Here is a 19929-nt window from a genome sequence, read left to right as displayed (position 1 = left end):
CGATGAACCCGCCCACCGGCGCCCCCATCGCGCCAAGCGCGTCGCCGACGATGCCCTGCGGCGCGAACACCGGCGCCGCTTCGAATGGCAGGAAGCGCTGCGCGAGGCCGCCCACCGTGCCGCCGATCGTCTGGCCGAGGCCAGCGTTGCCGAAGCGGCCGCCGATGAAGCCGCCGAGCGGCGCGCCGATCGCGCCAAGCGCGTCGCCGACGATGCCCTGCGGGGCGAACACCGGCGCCGCTTCGAACGGCAGGAAGCGCTGCGCGAGGCCGCCCACCGTGCCGCCGATCGTCTGACCCAGACCGGCGTTGCCGAAACGGCCGCCGATGAAGCCGCCAAGCGGCGCCCCGATCGCGCCAAGCGCATCGCCGACGATGCCCTGCGGGGCGAATCCCGTCGCGGCCGTCTGCGGGACATAATAGGCGCCGGCATAAGGTTGCGGGCCGGCCTCAAACGGCAGCAGTCCGCCGAGCACGCCGCCCGCCACGCTGCCAATCTGCCGACCAAGATTCTGGTTGCCAAGCGCACGGCCGACGGCGCCACCGCCCAATCCGCCTAGCGCGCTGCCGAGCGCGCCGCCGATGAAGCCTTGCGGCGCAAACATCTGATCGACGACCATGCCCATCGGCGCGACCGACGGCGTTGCTCCATTATAAGCGACTTGCATATCTGATCCTCCCAAAGGGTCAAAGGAATCTGCGCCGCTCAAACACCTGTCGCATTTGCTCGCCGACGCAGTGCAAACGATAGGTCCTTCGGGACGCCCGACATATGGATCGTTGGGCACAGTTGAGGATACAGGCGGCGCGGGCGCTGCCGCGGCGGCGACCAGAAAATCAATACGGCGCGGCGTCGTCGAACAAATGCCACAGCGACTTTTGCAGCTTGCCGCTCGTGATATGCGCGCCGGCGGCGCGGCGCTCGAGAACGAGTTTCTTGTCGTGAAAATCTTCCATCCCGGCGCGATGGCCGACGCTGATCACCGTCGCGCCCGCCAGATCTTCATTGAAGAGGCGCAGCATCGATATCTGGCTTTCTTCGTCGAGCGCAGACGTCGCCTCATCCATGATGATGATCTGCGGCCTGAGCAGCAGCAGCCGAACAAAGGCGGTTCGCTGCCGCTCGCCGCCGGAAAGGATCTGATCCCAGCGCTGCGCTTCGTCGAGATGTTTGACGAGATAGCCAAGGCCGCAGCGCCGCATTGCGCCTTCGATCATTTGATCGGCGATCTCCCTGCCGGAGATCGAATAGAGCATCGCCTGGCGCAGCGTTCCCAGCGGGATGTATGGCTTTTGCGGCACAAACGCGATATGCGCGTTTCTCGGCAGAAGGATGCGGCCGGAGCCCCATCGCCATAGTCCGGCGAGCGCGCGAACCAGCGTGCTCTTTCCAGTGCCGCTCGGGCCGGAGACAAGCAGCTTTTCGCCGACCGGGATCACGACATTGGCGCCGGCGATCACGATTCGCCCGTTGCGATGCGCGACCGCGAGATCCTCGATGTGAATCGAGTCGTCGTCGCTGACGCCGAACTCGATATACTCCTTGTCTTCCATGATGACGCCGATATCGAGACTCTCGAGCGCTTCGGCGAGTTCGTCCACCCGGTTGGCCGAAGCCATCCATTCCGCGACGCGCACGGAATTGTCGATGAACCAGTTGAAGGCGACCTGCACGGACATGAAGGCGGACGCAAGCTGCATGACCGCGCCGAGCGTCAAACCGCCCGACAGATATTTGGGCGCGACGAGCACGAGCGGAATGAGCGGCGTCAGCGCGCCATTGGCGCTTTGCACCGTGGCGATCACCCCGTTTCGCTGAATCTGACGCATCCAGGCGGCGACGACGCGTCGATAGTTCTGAAGGATCGAGCTGAGTTCGTCGGCGTCGCCGCGAATGAGCGCGATGCTTTCCGCATTCTCCTTCAGTCGGGTAAGTTCGGCGAGGAACTGCGCTTCGGTTTCGTTCTTTTGCGCCACCGCCGGAACAAGCGGACGTCCCGCGATATAGGCGAACGCGCCGGCGACGGCCGCATAAATCACGGCGGCGAAGCCGAGATAGCCCGGCAGCACAAGCCGCGCTCCAAACAGATTGAGCTCCAGGCCGCCGCCGACGGTCCACAGAACCCCGACGAACGCCAACGCCGTCGCCAACGCGGTCAGAAAACCGACGGCGAATTCGACCAGCGGATCTATGGCGAGCTGCACGTCCTTGGCGATCCGGTATTCGGGCGAGGTCTGCTCGGCGGCGGCGATCTCAAGACGATAGTAGCGCCGGTCCCCCAGCCACCATCCTGCAAGCTTCCGGGTCAGCCATTCGCGCCAGCGCATCTGCAATGTCATGCGCGCGACGAGCGTGCCGCTGATGGCGAGACCGCTGAACGCGACGAGCGCGGGCAGCAGAACCGTCGCCCATGTCAATAAACCGACGTTCTTGCGTTCGAGCGCATCGAAAAAGTTCCGATACCATTCATTGATGCTGAGCTGGGCGCCGAGCTGCAGCGCGATGCAAAGGACGACCAGGCCGGTCAAAGTCCATGCTTTCCGCTTGGTGTCGCCGGTCCAGAAGTCCAGCGAGAGCGCGCAGAACGCGCGCCAGCGCGATCGACCCGGCTGCTTGACCTCTGCAGCTGCGGCCTGCGCGATAGCTTGACCATTCACAGTGGAAGCGCCCTCAGTGCTCGAGCGCCCGAATACAAGAAGGGGCGTTTTTCGAGCGGCTCAGCGCAACGCGCGCCTGATCCGCATCCCTATATGGCGCGCGGCGCCCGCACGACGACAGGCGTCAGGCCGCCCTTTTCGTGAAGCGGTTGCGCGCCAACGCCCCCGCGAGAGGCCTGCAGCTAAGCCGCGCGCGACGCTTTGCGCTCAAAGAACAGCGCCTGACTGATCGTCGCTTTGACCGTGTCCACCTTATAAGGCTTGCTGATCAGAAACGCCGGCTCGGGCCGCTCGCCGGTCAGCAGGCGTTCGGGAAATGCGGTGATGAAAATCACTGGCGCGTCAAAACTTTCGAGCATTTCGTTGACGGCGTTGAGGCCTGAGCTCCCGTCCGCGAGATGAATGTCGGCGAGGATCAGCCCCGGCCGCTGGCGCTTGGCGAGTTCGACGGCCTCCTGATGCGTGCGCGCGACGCCGATAATGCGATGCCCAAGGTCGCGCGCGATGAACTCAATGTCTTGCGCGATCAGCGACTCGTCCTCGATGATGAGCACGTCCGTGGCGACGCGTTCCGCGATTTCACGGCCCGCCTCTCTGACGAGAGCGTCAACCTCTTCTTCGCTGACCCCAAGAATGGCCGCAGCGTCGCCAACCGAAAAGCCTTCCACCGTACGCAGGAGAAAGGCCTGCCGAGAGCGTGGCGTCAGCATGCTGATATTGCGCTGTGCGGCGGAAAGCTCGTCGGCGGGCGCCGCTTCGGTGTTCAGCCGGATCGACGACCAGGAGGCCATGAACAAATGGTAGAGCCCAACCTTGGGCGACATGTCGGCTGGAAAAGCGTCCGGGTCCGCGACGAGCGCCTCGAGCGTCGCGACAACGTAAGCGTCGCCGCTTTTTTGGGAGCCGCAAAGCGCCCTGGCGAAGCGGCGCAGGTAAGGCAGATGCACTGCGATTTCTCGGGAAAGGTTCATAGCTTCATCCTATTGCGCCGACTGCCCAAGTCAATTCCGGCAACGCTTGATATGTCAAAGCGTTCCCTCGCTTGCAATTGCGGAACAATTAGTGTTCTTACGCGTTCCAACAAGGGAGGTCGTTGCTCGGCCACCTCGAGTGCAGGCGGCTAGTCTCGGGGCAAACTCGGGGTCGAGAATGAGCCAACGCGAAAATCAGGACGACAACAACGGCCCCTGCCGGGGCGCGGAATCGGACTTGCGCGACAGCGCAGGGGGGCGAGACCCCGATGTCGACGGCGCGGACGGCGTTGCGCTCGATCCGAAAGTTCAAGCGCAGCTTGGCCGCGTGTTTCGCGCTTATTGCGATGATTTGATCCACCAACCCATTCCAGACAAGTTTACGGTGCTGCTGGCCAAGCTGGAAGCCAAACAGCGCGAAAAGAAATGACCGACGAGGCTTTTGGAGATCAGATGGTGTCGCAGATGCCCTATCTGCGCGCGTTCGCCATTTCGCTCTGCGGTTCTCACAGTCTCGCCGACGACCTCGTCCAGGACACTTTGGTCAAGGCCTGGTCGCACGCGGATTCGTTCCAGCCCAATACGAACCTTCGCGCTTGGCTCGTGACCATTCTGCGCAACACTTATTTTTCCAGCTACCGGAAGCGCTCGCGCGAAGTGCAGGACAGCGACAATCTTCTGGCGCAGCAAATCCCGGTAAAAGGCGGACAGGAATCCGCCCTGACGCTGACGGACGTCCAAGCGGCGTTGGACAAACTCGCCCCGGAACACAAGGAAATTCTCCTGATGATCGGGATCACCGAGCTTTCTTACGAGGAAGCGGCGGAGATTTGCGGCGTCGCGATCGGCACGGTCAAGAGCCGCTTGAACCGCGCCCGCGCCAAACTTGCCGAGCATCTGGGCCTGCTCTCGCCGAGCGATATCGACACCGATCCCACTGTGTCCGACCTGGCGTCACGCCGGCCGTCGCGCGCCGTATAGCAGCCGAAACCCTTGCGGGGGGTGCGCGGTCGCGGATCGACGCTATTTACCAGGTGCGCCCGGTGGTTTCCCCAAGGATTTTTGGCTGCATCGATGACAAACGGCCGCGACGGTCCCTACTCCCGGCCTCCGCCGAGCGGCGCGGCGGCGATGACGGCGGCAAAGGCGCGGGCTGCGCCGGCGGGGTTTGGTCTGTTACTGGCCATGACCAACGCCGCCGACGCCGCGGAGAGCGCCGCAACGATTGCGAAGATCTGGCCCGTCACTGTCGGCGCGCTCGCGGCTGCGCTTGCAGTCGCGCTCGTGGCGATTGTCTGGCTGACGCGGCAACGCCGTGAGGCGCTGAAAGCGCAACATGAACTCGCGGAGTTGACGCACGCCGTCGAAGCGCGCGGGAGCTCAAAATGGAGCGACACCGGCGTTCGGGAGGTCGACGCGATTGCGCATAGCATTCAGGACATCGACGAGCGTCTGCGCGCGAAGCGCAAGAGATTGTCGGAACTGAACGATCTGCTGGCGAAAAGCTCGACGATCATCAGCCGCGCCGGGGCCAATCTGCAGCTGCGCGCCTTGCTGGACGCCATACCCGTCGGAATTGTTATTGCCGAAGCGCCGGGCGGACGCATCGTCGAAGGCAATAACGTCATGGAAACGATCCTGCGTCGGCCGGTTCGCTATTCGGAAAGCACCGAAAGCTATTACCTGTGGAACGCGATCCATCAGGACGGCCGACCGGTCGCGAGCGAGGAATTTCCGCTCGCGCGCGCGCTGGCCGGCGAAGATCATCCGCAGCTCGAGTGCAAGATCGAACGAGGCGACGGCGTCTACGTCTGGATCAACATCGTCGGCGCGCCGATCCGCGACGACCAGCGCGCGATCATCGGCGCGATTGTCGCCGTCACCGACATCGACGACATCAAGAACACGGAAATTCACAATCAGATGATGAATCGCGAGTTGCATCACCGCGTCAACAATTCGCTCGCGATGATTCAGGGGATCGCCAATATCACGGCGCGGACGGCGCAGGACTTCACAAGCTTTCAACAGGGTTTTTCGCATCGCGTGCAGTGTCTGAGCCGCATCTCCACGCTGCTCGTCCGCACCTCATGGGAGCGAACGCCGCTGCGAGATCTGGTCATGGTCGCGCTGTCTTGCGCAAACCACGACTATTCCGATCGCATTTCGTTATCGGGAGAAGACGTGGAATTGCGTTCCGCCGTCGCTGCGGCCCTGGGCCTGGCGCTCAACGAACTGCTCGCCAACGCCGAACAGCATGGCGCGCTGTCCGGCGACGAAGGTCAGGTCGCGATCAGCTGGCGTGTTGCGCAGGAAGAGGATCGTCCGCGTCTGGTCTTGAATTGGACGGAGACGGGCGGCCCAGAGGTCCAAAACCCGGAACAGACCGGCGTCGGGCATTTCCTGATCACGAATGTGCTTGCGCGCCAAATGGGCGGCGACGTCACGCTCTCCTATCGCGGTGAAGGCCTGCAGGCGGAACTCTCCGCCGAAATCTGACGCCGACGGCGCCTAACGTGAATCGTCAGACGGCTTCCTGCGGCGTCACCCGCAATGCGGTGACGCGGTTCCTGATCTTGCGCATCACCTCGAAGCGGAACCCGTGATAGGTGAAGACCTGCCCCGCTTCGGGGATCGCTCCCGCTTCGTGAATGACGAGGCCCGCAATCGTCGTCGCCTCCTCGTCGGGCAGATCCCACGCCATGACGCGATTAAGGTCGCGCACCGGCACGGCGCCGTCGACCAGCACCGAGCCGTCGGGTTGCGGACGCACGCCCTGCACCGCAAGATCATGCTCGTCGCGAATGTCGCCGACGATCTCTTCGAGAATATCTTCGAGCGTGACGAGTCCCATCACCTCGCCATATTCGTCGACGACCAGAGCGAAATGAGTCTTACGCTTCAGGAAGGCGGCGAGCTGATCTTCGAGCGTCGTCGCCTCGGGCACAAACCAGGGAGCGAACATCACGTCATCGACGTGAATCTTCGCGGCGTCGCCGCCTGCGGCGTCCAGCGCACGCAGCATGTCCTTCGAATGCAGCACGCCAACAAAATTGTCCGGCCGCTCACGCCAAAGCGGCATGCGGGTGAACGGCGAGGACAGGACTTCGCGCACGATTTGGGCCGGCGGCAGATCGGCGTCGATCGTGTGCATCTTGGTGCGGTGGATCATCACGTCCGACACATGCAGAACCTGCAGGTCGAGGACGCCGCCGAACATGTCGCGCGCGGCGCGTTCGACATTGCCTTCCTCGTGCAAAATATCAACAGCGCTTTTCAATTCATCGTAAGGCGACAACACCGTTCGGCCGTGGCCGACCTCGACCCCCACCATCTTCAGCACCGTCAGCACGACATATTCCACGCCGGCGAGCAGCGGCCCGACAATGCGCACGAACGGCGCGATGAATTTCGCGACGCGCAGCGACGTCTCGTCAGGATGATTGATCGCAAGCGTCTTCGGCAGAACCTCGGCGAACACCAGCAGCAGCACGGTCATGATGATGGTCGCGTAAATCGCGCCATTGTCGCCCGCAAGGACCACGAGCACGCTCGTGGTGAAGGCGGAGCCGCCGATATTGACCAGAGTGCCGCCAAGGAGCAGCGCGGCGATCATCCGGTTGCGTTGGCGCAGCAGGCGGTTGACGGCCGCGGCGCGCTTGTCGCCCTCCTTCTCCAGCGAATGCATCCTGGCGTGCGATGCGGCGGTGAGCGCCGTCTCGGATCCCGCAAAGAACGCCGACAGGAAGACGCAAACAAGGACGATGACAACCGCAGTCAATATGTCGACCTGCGGCGCGCCGGTTTCGAGGCCATGCATGGGACTAAGTCCGCTTCAACTCGTCGTTGAGAAAGCCGATCACCTCATTGGCGTCGACGGCTTTCGCGATGAACGCCTCGCCGACGCCGCGCAGGAGAATGAACGTCAAAGCGCCGCGCTCGACCTTTTTGTCCTGATACATCGAGTCGAGAATCGCCTGCGCGTCATCTTGCCAATCGGGGATATCTTGGATCCGCGTCGGCAGGCCGACAGCCTTGAGGTGGCGTTCGATCCGCTCCGCCACAGCCTCGGCGCACAGACCAAGACGCGCCGAGAAGCGGCCGGCGCAGGCCATTCCGATGGCGACGCCCTCGCCGTGAACGAGGCGCGCGCTGTCGTAATTCGTCAGGCGCTCGAAGGCGTGGCCGAATGTGTGGCCGAGATTCAGAAGCGCCCGTTCGCCCTGCTCCGTTTCGTCCCGCGCGACGATCGTCGCCTTCGTCTCGCAGCTCACCGCCACGGCGCAAATCTGCTCCGCCTGACTATGGAAGACAGCTTCGGAGTCGGCGTCGAGCCAGTCGAAGAACCGCGCGTCGCCGATCAGGCCATATTTCACGACCTCGGCGTAGCCGGCGCGGAATTCGCGCAGCGGCAAAGTTCGAAGCGTGTCGACGTCCGCCAGAACCAGCGACGGCTGATGGAAGGCGCCGATGAGGTTCTTGCCGTGCGGCGAGTTGATCCCCGTCTTGCCGCCGACGGAAGAATCGACCTGCGACAGCAGCGTCGTCGGGATTTGCACGAAGCGCGAGCCGCGCCGCACGCTGGCCGCGACGAAGCCGGCAAGGTCGCCGACGACGCCGCCGCCAAGCGCGACGATCAGATCGCGTCGCTCGATCCGGGCGGCCAGCACGTCGTCGCAGACCCGGCCGTAAACCGAGAGGGATTTCGACGCCTCGCCGGGGGGAACGATGATCGTCGTCGTTTGCAGGCCGGCGTCCTTCAAGCTCTGCTCGACCGTCGGCAGGTGCAATCTGGCGACATTCTCGTCGGTGATGACGGCGCAATGGGCGCCGGGAGCGATCTGCGCGATCTGTTCGCCGGCCCGCTGAAGCAGGCCGCCGCCAATGATGATGTTGTAGGAGCGTCCGCCGAGGGCGACGCGGACAATCTCCTGTCGAAGAACGTCGTCGCCTTCCGCGCGCGCGGGGTGCAGATGCGTCATGGCTTTGGCGAAACCTTTGCTGTGCGCGCGCCGTCGCAGGTCTTCGATCTTCGGCAAGCCGGCGGCGAGAGCGGCGAGCGTGTCATCCGCCATCGCGTCCTGCGGAATTTCCCGCGACTCGACGCGGAGGTCGGCGAGTTCGTAGACGGGACGGCGCGCGTCCATCAACTGGCGCAGCGTTTCCTCGGGATCGTCCGTCTGCAGGAGAGGACGGTCGTTCTTGCGACGCACGCGCTTCAGCAGTGTTTTCAGATCGGCGTCAAGCCACACGGAAACGCCCCGCTCGGCGATGCGCTCGCGGGTGCGCGGGTCGAGAAAGGCGCCGCCGCCGGTCGCCAGCACGATCGGGCCGCCGTTCAGCAAGCGCATGATGACGCGCCGTTCGCCGTCCCGGAAATAGCGCTCGCCGTATCTGGAGAAAATCTCCGGAATGGACATGCCGGCCGCCGCGGCGACGATCTCGGCGTCGGCGTCGACGAAGGGAAGGCCGAGACGCGCCGCAAGCCTCTGGCCGATGGCGCTCTTTCCCGAACCCATCATCCCGACCAGCACGATCGCGCGCCCGCCAAGCGCCGCGCGCACCGCGCAGGCGCGCTGGTCGTTCCCCGGGTGGGGAAGCGGGAAGACGACGCCGGAAGGTTGCGTTCGAGTCATTTGCGCCAAATCTATCCTGCGCTGAGCGGAATTTCATCTGCGCCGCCGAGCGTGCGCGAAAGATAAGCAACCATAAAGCCGGGCAGACGCGGGTCGGCGAGCGTCTCCGGACCGGCAAACATATGGGCGTCGGCGAGTTCGGGCGCGCTTTCGCGCGCCAGAAAGGCCCTCACCCCCGTCAGAAGCGCCTGTGCGGAGGCGTCAAAGTCCAACCTTTTGACGCAGGCGACAAATTGGCGATCGAAAACCGCGGTCCAGCCCGGCGCCGGGCGCGCCTGCGCCGCATCGAGGCCGGTTTCTTCCGCGAGCTCGCGCACGAGGCTGCCGAAAAGATCGACCCTCCCGCCCGCGACGATATCCGACGGATCAGGGGTGCCGCAGGGGAAATAGAGGCGACCGGCATAGGAATGGCTCGGCCCCATTTCGCCAAGCAGATAAGCGCCGTCACGCGAGCGCGCCGCCGGCATCGAAAAGCAATTGTAGACGGTTTCATCCGGCCAGCCGAATTCGCGCCAGGCCAGAAAATGCGAAAAGCGCGTCTCGAAGAGCGACATGCGCAAGACGCGCGCGCGATCGTCGTCGATCGCGCATTCGACCTGACAGGCGAGCAGCACGCGGCCGTCATACAGGGTTGGATTGCGGCGCCGGCGCTCCTCCCAGTGGCGCCCGATCTCGACGGATCGTTCTTCGGCAAAGCGCCAGCGATGATCGACGAAGCGACAATCGAGCCGATCGAGGTCCAAGACTTCGACGGTCACGGGAAGATCGCTCCCGGAGCGGACAGGCGCGCTGCGCCGGCAAACCGGAAGCGCTTGCGCGCGCCAACTGAATTGCGGCCGGAAGGACGGATCGGCGACGAGAGGGTCACGGCGCTTCGTTACGCCCGCATCTGCAGAAGCGCCATACTGTCGTGAAATTCGATGATTTCGACGATGCGGCCGTCCTCGAAGCGCACGAAATCGGCAAGCTGAACCTGACCGCGGCGGCCCGTGCCGCGATGGCGCCATTCGACGGTTCGCCGCGCGGCAGCGTTTCCGCCGTCGACGATCAGCCCATCGCGACTGACATGTCCCAATTGCTCGAATTCCATGCCGATGCTGCGCACGATGCTGATCAGCGCCTCAACGCCGCGATGCCGTCCGGCATGCGCAATCGACGCGCGGTCGCCGACGAATTCACACACGACGTCGGGCGAACACAGGTCGCGGAACAAAGCGACGTCGGGGCCGCAGGAGAAGCTGCTCATCGCCACCAGTCGGCGCGCCATTTCATCGCGCGACAGTCCCGGGCCGCGCGGATTGAGAATGTCGTCCAGACTCTCCGGCACACGATCCGCGCCGCGCGTCTCGCAACGATGGTCGCGGAATTCGTGCATTTTCGAAACGAGGCCGTTTCGCCAGCGCAGAAAATGCGCCAAGTCCATGCGATGGATCTGGCCGGTGGCGCGGTGGCGCCAACTGCCGAGCCAACGCACCACCGTATCGTCGCCTTCGACGAGCACCGTGAGAATCTCTGCGTCGAGCGGCTCATAATCGACGTCGACCCGACGCAAATGCGCGCGCAACGCATCGCGGCCGCGCCATTGTCCGGGCGGAAGCACGCCAAGCCGCGAGCAGCTGTAGTTCAACTCGACGTCTTCGACGAAATGTTCGACCATGGTCGAGACGTCGTACGCCATGCGGCTTCGTACAATCTCGTGCACGCGCCGACGCGTTTCGCTCTCGATAATCTGACTCGACCGCCCGCCCGGCCCGTGCATTCATCCCCCACTGCGGCGAGCGTCCGTCACTGCGCTTAGCGCTGACGGCTCCGTCGGACTCTCCCAAATCCGAATGCGCGCTCGACTTTTTGGGATTATTACGCGCTAATTGCGGTCCTTGTCGACCAACTTATTCTTGCCGATCCAGGGCATCATGCCGCGCAGACGAACGCCGACCTCTTCGATCGGATGGGCGTTGTTCCGCGTGCGCGTGGCCTTGAAGGAGGTCTGGCCAACCTTGTTCTCGAGCATCCAGTCGCGGGTGAATTTGCCGCTCTGGATATCGTCAAGCACGCGCTTCATCTCCGCCTTGGTGTCCTTGGTGATGATGCGCGGTCCGGTGACATACTCGCCATATTCGGCGGTGTTCGACACGGAATAGTTCATATTGGCGATGCCGCCCTCATAGATGAGGTCGACGATCAGCTTCACTTCATGAAGGCATTCAAAATACGCCATTTCCGGCGCATAACCGGCCTCGACGAGCGTCTCGAATCCGGCGCGGATCAGTTCGACCAGACCGCCGCACAGCACGACCTGCTCGCCGAAAAGATCCGTCTCGCATTCTTCGCGGAAGGTCGTTTCGATGATGCCGGCGCGGCCGCCGCCGATCGCCGAAGCATAGGACAGCGCGATCTGCTTGGCGTTGCCCGACGCGTCCTGGTGCACAGCCATTAGGCAGGGCACGCCGCCGCCCTTCAGATATTCGCCGCGCACCGTGTGGCCCGGCCCCTTGGGCGCGACCATGGCGACGTCGAGATCGGCGCGCGGCTCGATCAGGTTGAAATGAATGTTCAGCCCATGGGCGAAAAAGAGCGCCGCGCCCTGCTTAAGATTGGGCGCAAGCTCATTTGCATAGATCTCGCCCTGCAATTCGTCCGGTGTGAGCATCATCACCACGTCCGCCCATTTCGCGGCGTCGGCGACGCTCATCACCTTCAGCCCGGCTCCTTCGGCCTTCTTGGCCGACGCCGAGCCTTCGCGCAGCGCCACCGCGACTTCGGTGACGCCGCTGTCCTTCAGATTGAGCGCATGCGCGTGTCCCTGGCTGCCGTAGCCGACGATGGCGACTTTCTTGCCCTTGATCAGATTGATGTCGGCGTCCCGATCGTAATAAACGCGCATTTGCTCTGCTTCCCTTGGTGTGCGTGCGCTTCTTGGGGGAACGGCGCCCCGGACGCCGTCGAATTCTTTGGCGGGCCCCTTCTACGCGGGCCGCCGGGCAAGGTCAAAATTCTCGCGCTTTAGATCGGCTCCGGCCCCCGGGCGATCGCGGCGACGCCCGTGCGGGACACTTCGACCAAGCCGATGGGACGCATCAGATCGACGAATTCGTCGATCTTGTGCGGCTTGCCGGTCAATTCGAAGATGAAGCTCTCGGTGGTCGCGTCGACGATGCGGGCGCGAAAGGCTTCGGCAAGCTGCAGCGCGAAGGTGCGATGTTCGCCTCTCCCCTTGACTTTCACCATCGCGAGTTCGCGCTCGAGCGAGCGTTTCGCGACGGTGAGGTCGGTCACCTGATGCACGGGGACAAGGCGCTCGAGCTGATGATGGATCTGCTGAATCGTTTCCGGCGCGCCCGAGGTCAGGATGGTGATGCGGGACAGATGTTCGGCGTGGGCGACTTCGGCGACGGTCAGGCTCTCGATATTGTAGCCGCGGCCCGAGAACAGGCCGACGACGCGCGCCAATACGCCGGGCTCATTGTCGACGAGCACGGAAAGCGTATGCGACTCGGCCTTGGAGCTGGTCGTCGCGGCCGCGTAGGGGGAAGGTGGAGAAGCAGGAGCGTTCATCAGTATCCTTGAGCGGTCGGCGGATCGTCGAACGACAGTCGATGCAGCTCATACGACTGCCGACCGCCGAAGGCGGACTGCCTATACAAGCATCTTTCCTTTTTCGTCGATGACCGATCCGATCTCGAGTCCCGCATCGTCCGAAAGGTCCGCCAGCAGCATGTCGTTATGCGCCTTGCCGGAGGGGATCATCGGGAAGCAATTTTCAACCTTGTCGACGACGCAGTCGAAGATCACCGGCCCGTCATAGTCGATCATGTCCTGGATCGCGGCGTCGAGCGACGCCGGATCGGAGCAGCGGATGCCCTTGGCGCCAAAAGCTTCGGCGAGCTTGACGAAGTCGGGAAGCGCCTCGGAATAGCTGTGCGAATAGCGCCCGCCATGCAGCAGTTCCTGCCACTGGCGGACCATGCCCATATATTCGTTGTTGAGGATGAAGATCTTCACCGGCAGCCGGTATTGGATCGCCGTCGACATTTCCTGAATGCACATCAGAATGGAGGCCTCGCCGGCGATGTCGATCACCAGCGAGCCGGGATGCGCGAGCTGGGCGCCGATCGCCGCCGGCAGGCCGTAGCCCATCGTGCCGAGTCCGCCCGACGTCATCCAGCGGTTCGGCTCTTCGAAATGATAGTGCTGGGCGGCCCACATCTGATGCTGCCCGACTTCAGTCGTGACATAGACGTCGCGATCCTTGGTCAGCGCATAGAGACGCTGCACCGCATATTGCGGCTTGATCGCCGTCTCGGAATTGCGAAACGCCAGCGACTTCCGCGCCCGCCATTCGTTGATCTTCGACCACCAATGATCGAGCGGCTGCTTGTCCGCGCTCATCGCCTCGGCGCGCCACAGGCGCGTCATCACTTCGAGCACATGGCCGCAATCGCCGACGATGGCCAGGTCGACCTTGACGTTCTTGTTGATCGACGACCGATCGATGTCGATATGAATCTTCTTCGAGCCCGGCGAGAAGGCGTCGAGACGGCCGGTGATGCGGTCGTCGAAACGCGCGCCGACCGCGATCATCAGATCGCAGTCATGCATGGCGTGATTGGCCTCCCAGGTGCCATGCATGCCGAGCATGCCGAGCCAGTTCTCGCCGGAACCCGGATAGGCGCCGAGCCCCATCAGCGTCGAGGTGATCGGAAAGCCTGTCAGGCTGACGAGTTCGCGCAACAGCGTCGACGCCGCGGGTCCGGAATTGATGACGCCGCCGCCCGTGTAAAAGATCGGACGCTTGGCCGCGGCCATCATGCGCACGGCCTGCTGGATCGCCTCCATGTCGGCGTCGAGCTTGGGATGATAGGTCTTGTGCGCGGCGCTGCGCGGCGGCGCGTAGACGCCCCGCGCAAACTGCACGTCCTTCGGGATGTCGATGACCACCGGTCCAGGCCGGCCGGACGAGGCCACATAGAAGGCTTCATGCAGCACGCGCGGCAGATCGGCGATGTTCTTGACGAGATAATTGTGCTTCGTGCAATGGCGGGTGATCCCGACCGTGTCGCATTCCTGAAAGGCGTCGGAGCCGATGAGATGCGTCGGCACCTGCCCGGTGATGCAGACGACCGGGATCGAATCCATCAGCGCGTCGGTCAGGCCGGTCACCGTATTGGTGGCGCCGGGTCCCGAGGTGACGAGCAGCACGCCAACCTTGCCGGAGGAGCGCGCATAGCCTTCGGCGGCGTGGGCCGCCCCCTGCTCATGGCGCACGAGAATGTGCTGAACCTTGTCCTGGTGGAAAAGCACGTCATAGATCGGAAGAACGGCGCCGCCGGGATAGCCGAAAATAATTTCCACGCCCTGGTCCTTCAGGGCTTCGACCACCATTTCAGCGCCGGTCATTTCCTTCGACATTGTCACTTTCCGTCTTGCTTCGCTGCTGGCGACAAGGATCTTTCGTAGCTTCGGGCAACAAAAAAGGCCCTCTTGGGGCCTTGGGTCAAGCGCCGCTGGCGGAGGCCGGGCCTAGCCCCGCTCCGTTCCTGGCGCTCGAGATACGAGAATTCCGCGCATGCGCTCCACGCTTTTTGATCGCGGGCGACGTTACGGGACAGCGGCCCGATAATCAAGGGCGTCGCGCCGACGTCGACGCATCTTCTCGGCGCGCGGTCCACCCGCCGTCGACGACGAGCCGGCGCCTGGGGATGAAGCGCGCCTGTTCCCAGCACTGGCGCACGGCTTCCGTCACTCCTCGGCCTTGCCCAGGCGTCCGATCGGAAAGAGCCTCCCGGCCTCTTGAGGGCTGACGCGCTCCTTCTCCATCCATTGGTGGAACGCGTCGCCCGGCGCATCGCCGCCTCAGCGCAGATTGCGCTGAGCGCGGCGGAACGCTTGACCCGACGCCATCGGGGCCAAACGCGCAGGAGACGCGCAAGAGACCGGTTCAGGCGCCTTCGGCGGCCAAAGCGCGCTTGACCCCTTCGTCCGCCGCCATCATGTCGTAATGCTTGCGAACATTGGGATATTTCGACAACCCATCCTCCAGCATCGACGCGGCCCAGCGCTCCATCGGAAAGACATAGGCGTCGAGATAGCTGCGCGCGTCGCCGACAATGAAGCGGCGTCCCGCAAGATGCGCGTCGAGAACATCGAACTTCCTGCCCACAAGCGCCTTGGCGGCTTCGCGCACGTCGTCGATCGCCTCCTTCTTCCGGGCGCGCGTATAGCGATTGGGCGAAAACAGCGGGAAGAACGCCGGGTGAAGATCGCCTGTCATAAAAGAAGACCAGCGGTCGGCCTCGGCTTCGTCGCGCGGCGATCCGCCGATCGCGAGCCCGGCCTGAGGGAAGCGATCCGCGAGGTAACGCAGCACGGCCGCGGCCTGGGTCAGGATCCAGCCTTCGCCGGTGTCGAGCGCCGGCACCGCGCCGGACGGATTGATCTTCAGATATTCCTTGTCGCCAAACTCGACCTCCTTGGTCTCGTACGGCGCGCCAATCCATTCAAGAGCAATATGCGGCGCAAGGGAGCAAGCGCCGGCATGATAATAGAGCGTGAGCATGAGGGTCTCCGACTAAGAGCGTCGCCCTTAGGATAGGGCGGCGGGCCGCAGGCGCGTCGCCTATCCCTCGCCGCAGTCGAGAATCCAGGTCTTGTCGCAGAAGGCGACATAGAGGCGCTCCTGTCCCAGCGCCGCCCCGAGCTCGCTGGCGAGCTCGTTCAGCATCGCCTCGATCTGCGCATCGGGCTGGCGGCCGAGGTACGCGTGCACCGCTTCGCCGGTGAAGATGGCGACAGGCTCACGGTCCGAGCCGACCGCGCCGTCCCCTTTTGGCCAAGCATAGGTCACCTCGCCGCGCGTGAACATGCCGGAGAGCGCGGGCTGCCCCGCTTCGACGCGCCGGCGCATCCAGGCGCGCGCGCAGCGCACCGCCTCGGAGACGTCATAGACGCGCCCCTCCGCCTCCCAGCCTTCACGCAGGCCGACGGTGATGCGGAAATCTCGCCGCGGGCCGCGTGAGCCGTCGACGAGGCGATAGATGGGCTTGGTCATGATTGCTTCCGAAATTCGGCGCCGCCAGAGGCCACAGGAGCGGAATCCACTCGCGGCGGCCGGCAGAGCAGGACGATAACCAAAAATAGGGCGGTCGCTGTCTATCGTGCGGCCGAGAAGTTCGTCGCCCCAAGCCGCGGCGCTCATTCCCGGAGGCTCGAATGCCCATCCCCGTCTGGGTCCTGCTCGGTTTCGCGCTCTGGACGCTGCTGCTGCTTTTTACGACCGTCGGAGTCTATCGCTGGAGCCGCATACTGACCGGCCGCGCGACGGTCTCCGACTGGCGCGCCGACGAGCCGCAAGGCGGCGAGTGGTATCGCCGCGCGATGCGCGCCCATATGAACTGTCTCGAGAATCTTCCCGTCTACGGCGCGCTCGTCGTGGCGATGCTCGCCGCGCGCGTCGCGAGTCCTGTGCTGGACGCGCTGGCGATCGCCATTCTCGTCGCGAGAGTCTGCCAGAGCGTGGTCCACCTGCTGCTGGAGCAGACCAATGTCGTCGCATCGATCCGCTTCGCCTTTTACTTTGTGCAGGCGATCTCGATGTTCGTCATGGGCGCGCTGATCGCGCTTTGGGCGCAGGGGTGACGAGAAGCTTCAGTCTCTGAGACGCCCGCAATGAGAGCGCGTGAACGCCCGCGACACGCGCGGGCATGACGCTAAGAAGTTGAGCTTTTCATTCGTGGGCGTCGCTTTTTTCGCTGTCATGGCCGGGCTGGTCCGGCCATGCGCGAATTTCTCCTCGGGACGCCTTGCGGCGCTTACCCTTCCAGCAACCGCCGCGCGATCACCTGCGCCTGAATCTCCGCCGCGCCCTCGAAAATATTGAGGATGCGGGCGTCGCACAGCACGCGCGACACCGGATATTCCAGCGCAAAGCCATTGCCGCCATGAATCTGCAGGGCGTTGTCGGCCGCCGCCCAGGCGACGCGGGCGCCGAGCAGCTTCGCCATGCCGGCCTCGAGGTCGCAGCGCTTGCCCTCATCCTTCTCGCGCGCGGCGAAATAGGTGATCTGGCGGGCGACGTGGATCTCCACCGCCATCGAGACGATCTTGTTGAAGACGCGCGGGAAGGAGAACAGCGGCTTGCCGAACTGAATGCGCTCCTTGGCGTATTTCAGGCCGAGATCGAGCGCGCATTGGGCGACGCCGAGCGCGCGCGCCGCCGTCTGGATGCGGGCCGACTCGAAGGTCTCCATGAGCTGCTTGAAGCCCTTGCCCTCCTCGCCGCCGAGAAGATTTTCGGCCGGCACTTCGAAATTGTCGAAGCCGATCTCGAACTCCTTCATGCCGCGGTAGCCGAGCACTTCGATCTCGCCGCCGGTCATGCCCTTCGCCGGGAAAGGATCCTCGTCGTCGCCGCGCGGCTTTTCGGCGAGCAGCATGGACAGGCCCTTGTAGCCCTTCTCATTCGGGTTGGTGCGAACGAGCAGCGTCATGAGATCGGCGCGCACCGGATGGGTGATCCAGGTCTTGTTGCCGAAGACCTTGTAGACGCCGCCATCCAGCGTCGCGCGGGTGCGCAGCCCCGCGAGATCGGAGCCGTTGTTGGGCTCGGTGAAGACGGCGGTTGGCAGGATTTCGCCCGTGGCGATCTGCGGAAGATATTTTTCCTTCTGCGCCGGCGTGCCGCCGACCAGGATCAGTTCGCCGGCGATCTCCGAGCGCGTGCCCAGCGAGCCGACGCCGATATAGGCGCGCGACAATTCCTCGGAGACGACGCACATGGCGATCTTGCCCATGCCCGAGCCGCCATATTCCTCCGGAATCGTCAGGCCGAAGACGCCGAGTTCGGCGAGGCCGGAGATGACGCTGAGCGGGATATATTCGTTCTTGGCGTGCCAGTCCTGCGCATAGGGCGTGACATGGTCGAAGGCGAATTTGCGCATCTCGCTGCGGATCGCCTCGAGGGTCTCGTCGAGGCCGGAGGCGCCGATCGTCTCCGCCGCCGCATGATGGTCGATGAGTTCGGCGAGTCGGGCGCGGTTCGCGGGCGTATTGCCGGAAAGGATCAGCCGGTCGACAGAGCCGGGACGCCGCGCCGCGACCTGCTGGCTGGCGAGCCCGAAGTCGCTGAGCCGGACGATCTCGCCCTGGCTCATCGGAATGCCGCCGTAGATCTGCGCAAGAAACTCGGCGAAGCCGATCTGGTTCAACAGTTCTTCGGTTTCGCCATAGGCGCCCTCGGCGGAGAGACGCTCGGCGTAGTCGATGAGCTCGCGCAGCCCCTGGACGTAGGTCGCAAGCCAGGCGAGGCCGTGGGCGGCGTGCTGATCCGCCTCGATCAGCTCGTTGGACAGCTTGCCGTCTTTCGTGACGCGGGCGCGCACGCTCGCGAGCGCGTCCTTGTAGAGCGCCTCGACGGCGGCGAGCGCCTCTTTCGCGTCACTCGTCCAATCGGCGGCTTCAAGTTTTGTCGCGACGGCTGCGGTCATTTCACGTTCCGGAGGTCGGGCGCCCCTCAGGCGCTGGTCAATTTCGCGCCTTACATGCCGTCATTTCGCCTGGGACGCAACCGGACGCGGGCGGTCACGCCGTCGCCGCTGTCCAACAGCGGGCCAACGGCAGCGGTCGACCGATGTCCGAAGCGGCGAGGGCAGACGCGCGACAATGACCGCGTTTCACAATCGCCGTGACTCCAATCTCTTGGCTCTAGTAACTTGCGAGCACATTGGGCGGAGCGGTCAGTTTGAAGTGATAATTCACCCCGGCGCGCAGCATATTCCACTGCATTTGAGCGGCGCCGTCTTTCAGGCCGATCAGCATGCTATTGCCGTTCCAACGACTATTTCCGCCCGAGACGTTGGCGTAGAGATATTCCGCCTTGGCGGACCAGTTCGGCATGAACATCCACTCGACGCCGCCGCCGGCCGCCCAGCCTGTCTGAAGCGTCGAGCCGCCATTCCCCCAGCCCCGCCGTCTGATATCGGCATAAGCGAAACCGCCCGTCCCATAGAGCAGCACGCTGGGCGCCAGAGTCACGCCGGCGCGGCCGCGAAGGGTTCCGAACCAGTCGACGCCGACGCCGCCGCCCCTTGTGCCAGGAAAATAGGAGATCCACCCGGGGTTCAGATTCAAGACCGGACCGGGCTCGGTTCCGCCGCCAGAGGCAAGGCTCGTTCCCTGGAGATCGGTTTCCGCGCCGACAAGGAACATCGGGCTCATAGTCCAATTATAGCCGATCTGACCGCCGCCGATGACTCCGCCGCCCGCGCCGTCCGCCGCGAGATTATTGCTGTAGCCGCCACGAACGACGTCGATATTCCAATTATTGTTGTCGCCGCCATTGGCGCCCCATCCCGCCCCGATGTTCAGACCGGCGTAGGCGCCCCTCCAGTCCGAGGGCTCCGCCGGCGTCGCCGGCGCGGAGGCTTTGCGGATAGCGGCTTCGGATGAAACAATCCAATTCAGCGAAACATTGAAAGATTGCGTCGCAAGCGCGCCTGAAGTGCTCGCCGGGATATAACCTCCGCTGAGCACCGCAAAATTCTGAAAAGTGAGCTCAGGAACCGTGGCGGCGTACCACCCGAGGTAATTACTCGTCGCGCCTGCAGATCGGGAGTAAGTGTAATAAAAATCAACATACCATTACGGGGTTAGAAAGTATGTGACGCCTGC

Annotated in this window: 17 protein-coding genes and 1 pseudogene; 4 read left to right on the top strand and 14 right to left on the bottom strand. The window is 63.8% G+C overall.

The features are described 5' to 3' along the window. The 3 genes and pseudogenes from AB7F41_RS15335 to AB7F41_RS15325 form a co-directional block, all read right to left on the bottom strand. Positions 1–667, bottom strand: a pseudogene (locus tag AB7F41_RS15335) (hypothetical protein); the annotation flags it as partial. Between the two features lie 169 nt (positions 668–836). Beyond that, on the bottom strand, positions 837–2657 hold the full coding sequence (locus AB7F41_RS15330) for an ABC transporter ATP-binding protein/permease (RefSeq protein ID WP_428385349.1): 1821 nt from the start codon (positions 2655–2657) through the stop codon (positions 837–839). Positions 2658–2839: 182 nt separating this feature from the next. Then, the gene (locus tag AB7F41_RS15325) at positions 2840–3628 is read right to left on the bottom strand and encodes a response regulator (protein WP_428385351.1); all 789 of its coding nucleotides are present in this window, start codon (positions 3626–3628) and stop codon (positions 2840–2842) included. A 238-nt stretch (positions 3629–3866) separates the two neighbouring features. Here AB7F41_RS15325 and AB7F41_RS15320 point away from each other — a divergent pair, with 238 nt between their 5' ends. From AB7F41_RS15320 to AB7F41_RS15310, 3 genes are all read left to right on the top strand, one after another. Then, positions 3867–4058, top strand: coding sequence for a NepR family anti-sigma factor (locus tag AB7F41_RS15320; protein ID WP_428385352.1), 192 nt, complete (start codon positions 3867–3869; stop codon positions 4056–4058). Beyond that, positions 4055–4609, top strand: a complete 555-nt coding sequence (locus AB7F41_RS15315) for a sigma-70 family RNA polymerase sigma factor (protein WP_428385353.1) — start codon at positions 4055–4057, stop codon at positions 4607–4609. Before AB7F41_RS15320 ends, AB7F41_RS15315 begins: the two co-directional genes overlap by 4 nt. Before the next feature lie 93 nt (positions 4610–4702). Next, positions 4703–6127: an HWE histidine kinase domain-containing protein gene (locus AB7F41_RS15310; RefSeq protein WP_428385355.1), complete on the top strand. Its 1425-nt coding sequence runs from the start codon at positions 4703–4705 to the stop codon at positions 6125–6127. A gap of 25 nt (positions 6128–6152) precedes the next feature. On the opposite strand, the gene AB7F41_RS15305 is transcribed toward AB7F41_RS15310, so the two are convergent. From AB7F41_RS15305 to AB7F41_RS15265, 9 genes are all read right to left on the bottom strand, one after another. Beyond that, a complete protein-coding gene (locus AB7F41_RS15305; protein ID WP_428385357.1) occupies positions 6153–7448 on the bottom strand; it encodes an HlyC/CorC family transporter in 1296 nt (431 codons plus the stop codon). A gap of 4 nt (positions 7449–7452) precedes the next feature. Then, a complete protein-coding gene (gene aroB, locus AB7F41_RS15300; protein ID WP_428385359.1) occupies positions 7453–9264 on the bottom strand; it encodes a 3-dehydroquinate synthase in 1812 nt (603 codons plus the stop codon). Positions 9265–9275: 11 nt separating this feature from the next. Continuing rightward, the gene (locus AB7F41_RS15295) at positions 9276–10022 is read right to left on the bottom strand and encodes an NUDIX hydrolase (protein WP_428406668.1); all 747 of its coding nucleotides are present in this window, start codon (positions 10020–10022) and stop codon (positions 9276–9278) included. 119 nt (positions 10023–10141) lie between these two features. Continuing rightward, complete coding sequence (locus tag AB7F41_RS15290) at positions 10142–10942, bottom strand: nuclear transport factor 2 family protein (RefSeq protein WP_428385363.1); 801 nt, start codon at positions 10940–10942, stop codon at positions 10142–10144. 186 nt (positions 10943–11128) lie between these two features. Then, on the bottom strand, positions 11129–12148 hold the full coding sequence (gene ilvC / locus AB7F41_RS15285) for a ketol-acid reductoisomerase (protein ID WP_428385365.1): 1020 nt from the start codon (positions 12146–12148) through the stop codon (positions 11129–11131). 119 nt (positions 12149–12267) lie between these two features. Further along, positions 12268–12819 carry an acetolactate synthase small subunit gene (gene ilvN / locus AB7F41_RS15280; protein WP_428385367.1) on the bottom strand — a complete coding sequence of 184 codons (552 nt, stop codon included), beginning with the start codon at positions 12817–12819 and terminating at the stop codon, positions 12268–12270. Between the two features lie 81 nt (positions 12820–12900). Next, positions 12901–14673, bottom strand: a complete 1773-nt coding sequence (locus AB7F41_RS15275) for an acetolactate synthase 3 large subunit (protein ID WP_428406667.1) — start codon at positions 14671–14673, stop codon at positions 12901–12903. A gap of 529 nt (positions 14674–15202) precedes the next feature. Next, positions 15203–15820, bottom strand: coding sequence for a glutathione S-transferase family protein (locus AB7F41_RS15270; RefSeq protein WP_428406666.1), 618 nt, complete (start codon positions 15818–15820; stop codon positions 15203–15205). 60 nt (positions 15821–15880) lie between these two features. Then, complete coding sequence (locus tag AB7F41_RS15265) at positions 15881–16312, bottom strand: hypothetical protein (protein ID WP_428385791.1); 432 nt, start codon at positions 16310–16312, stop codon at positions 15881–15883. 161 nt (positions 16313–16473) lie between these two features. On the opposite strand from AB7F41_RS15265, the gene AB7F41_RS15260 reads away from it, so the two are divergent. Then, positions 16474–16899 carry an MAPEG family protein gene (locus AB7F41_RS15260; RefSeq protein ID WP_428385789.1) on the top strand — a complete coding sequence of 142 codons (426 nt, stop codon included), beginning with the start codon at positions 16474–16476 and terminating at the stop codon, positions 16897–16899. 173 nt (positions 16900–17072) lie between these two features. Here AB7F41_RS15260 and AB7F41_RS15255 read toward each other — a convergent pair whose 3' ends face one another. Both AB7F41_RS15255 and AB7F41_RS15250 read right to left on the bottom strand, forming a co-directional pair. Next, the gene (locus tag AB7F41_RS15255) at positions 17073–18746 is read right to left on the bottom strand and encodes an acyl-CoA dehydrogenase family protein (protein ID WP_428385787.1); all 1674 of its coding nucleotides are present in this window, start codon (positions 18744–18746) and stop codon (positions 17073–17075) included. Positions 18747–18963: 217 nt separating this feature from the next. After that, the gene (locus AB7F41_RS15250; protein ID WP_428406665.1) at positions 18964–19791 is read right to left on the bottom strand and encodes an outer membrane protein; all 828 of its coding nucleotides are present in this window, start codon (positions 19789–19791) and stop codon (positions 18964–18966) included. Positions 19792–19929: the final 138 nt, after the last annotated feature.

Source organism: Methylocystis sp. (assembly GCF_050251305.1).
Taxonomy (GTDB): Bacteria; Pseudomonadota; Alphaproteobacteria; order Rhizobiales; family Beijerinckiaceae; genus Methylocystis.
This window is presented reverse-complemented; position numbering and strand designations above follow the sequence as displayed.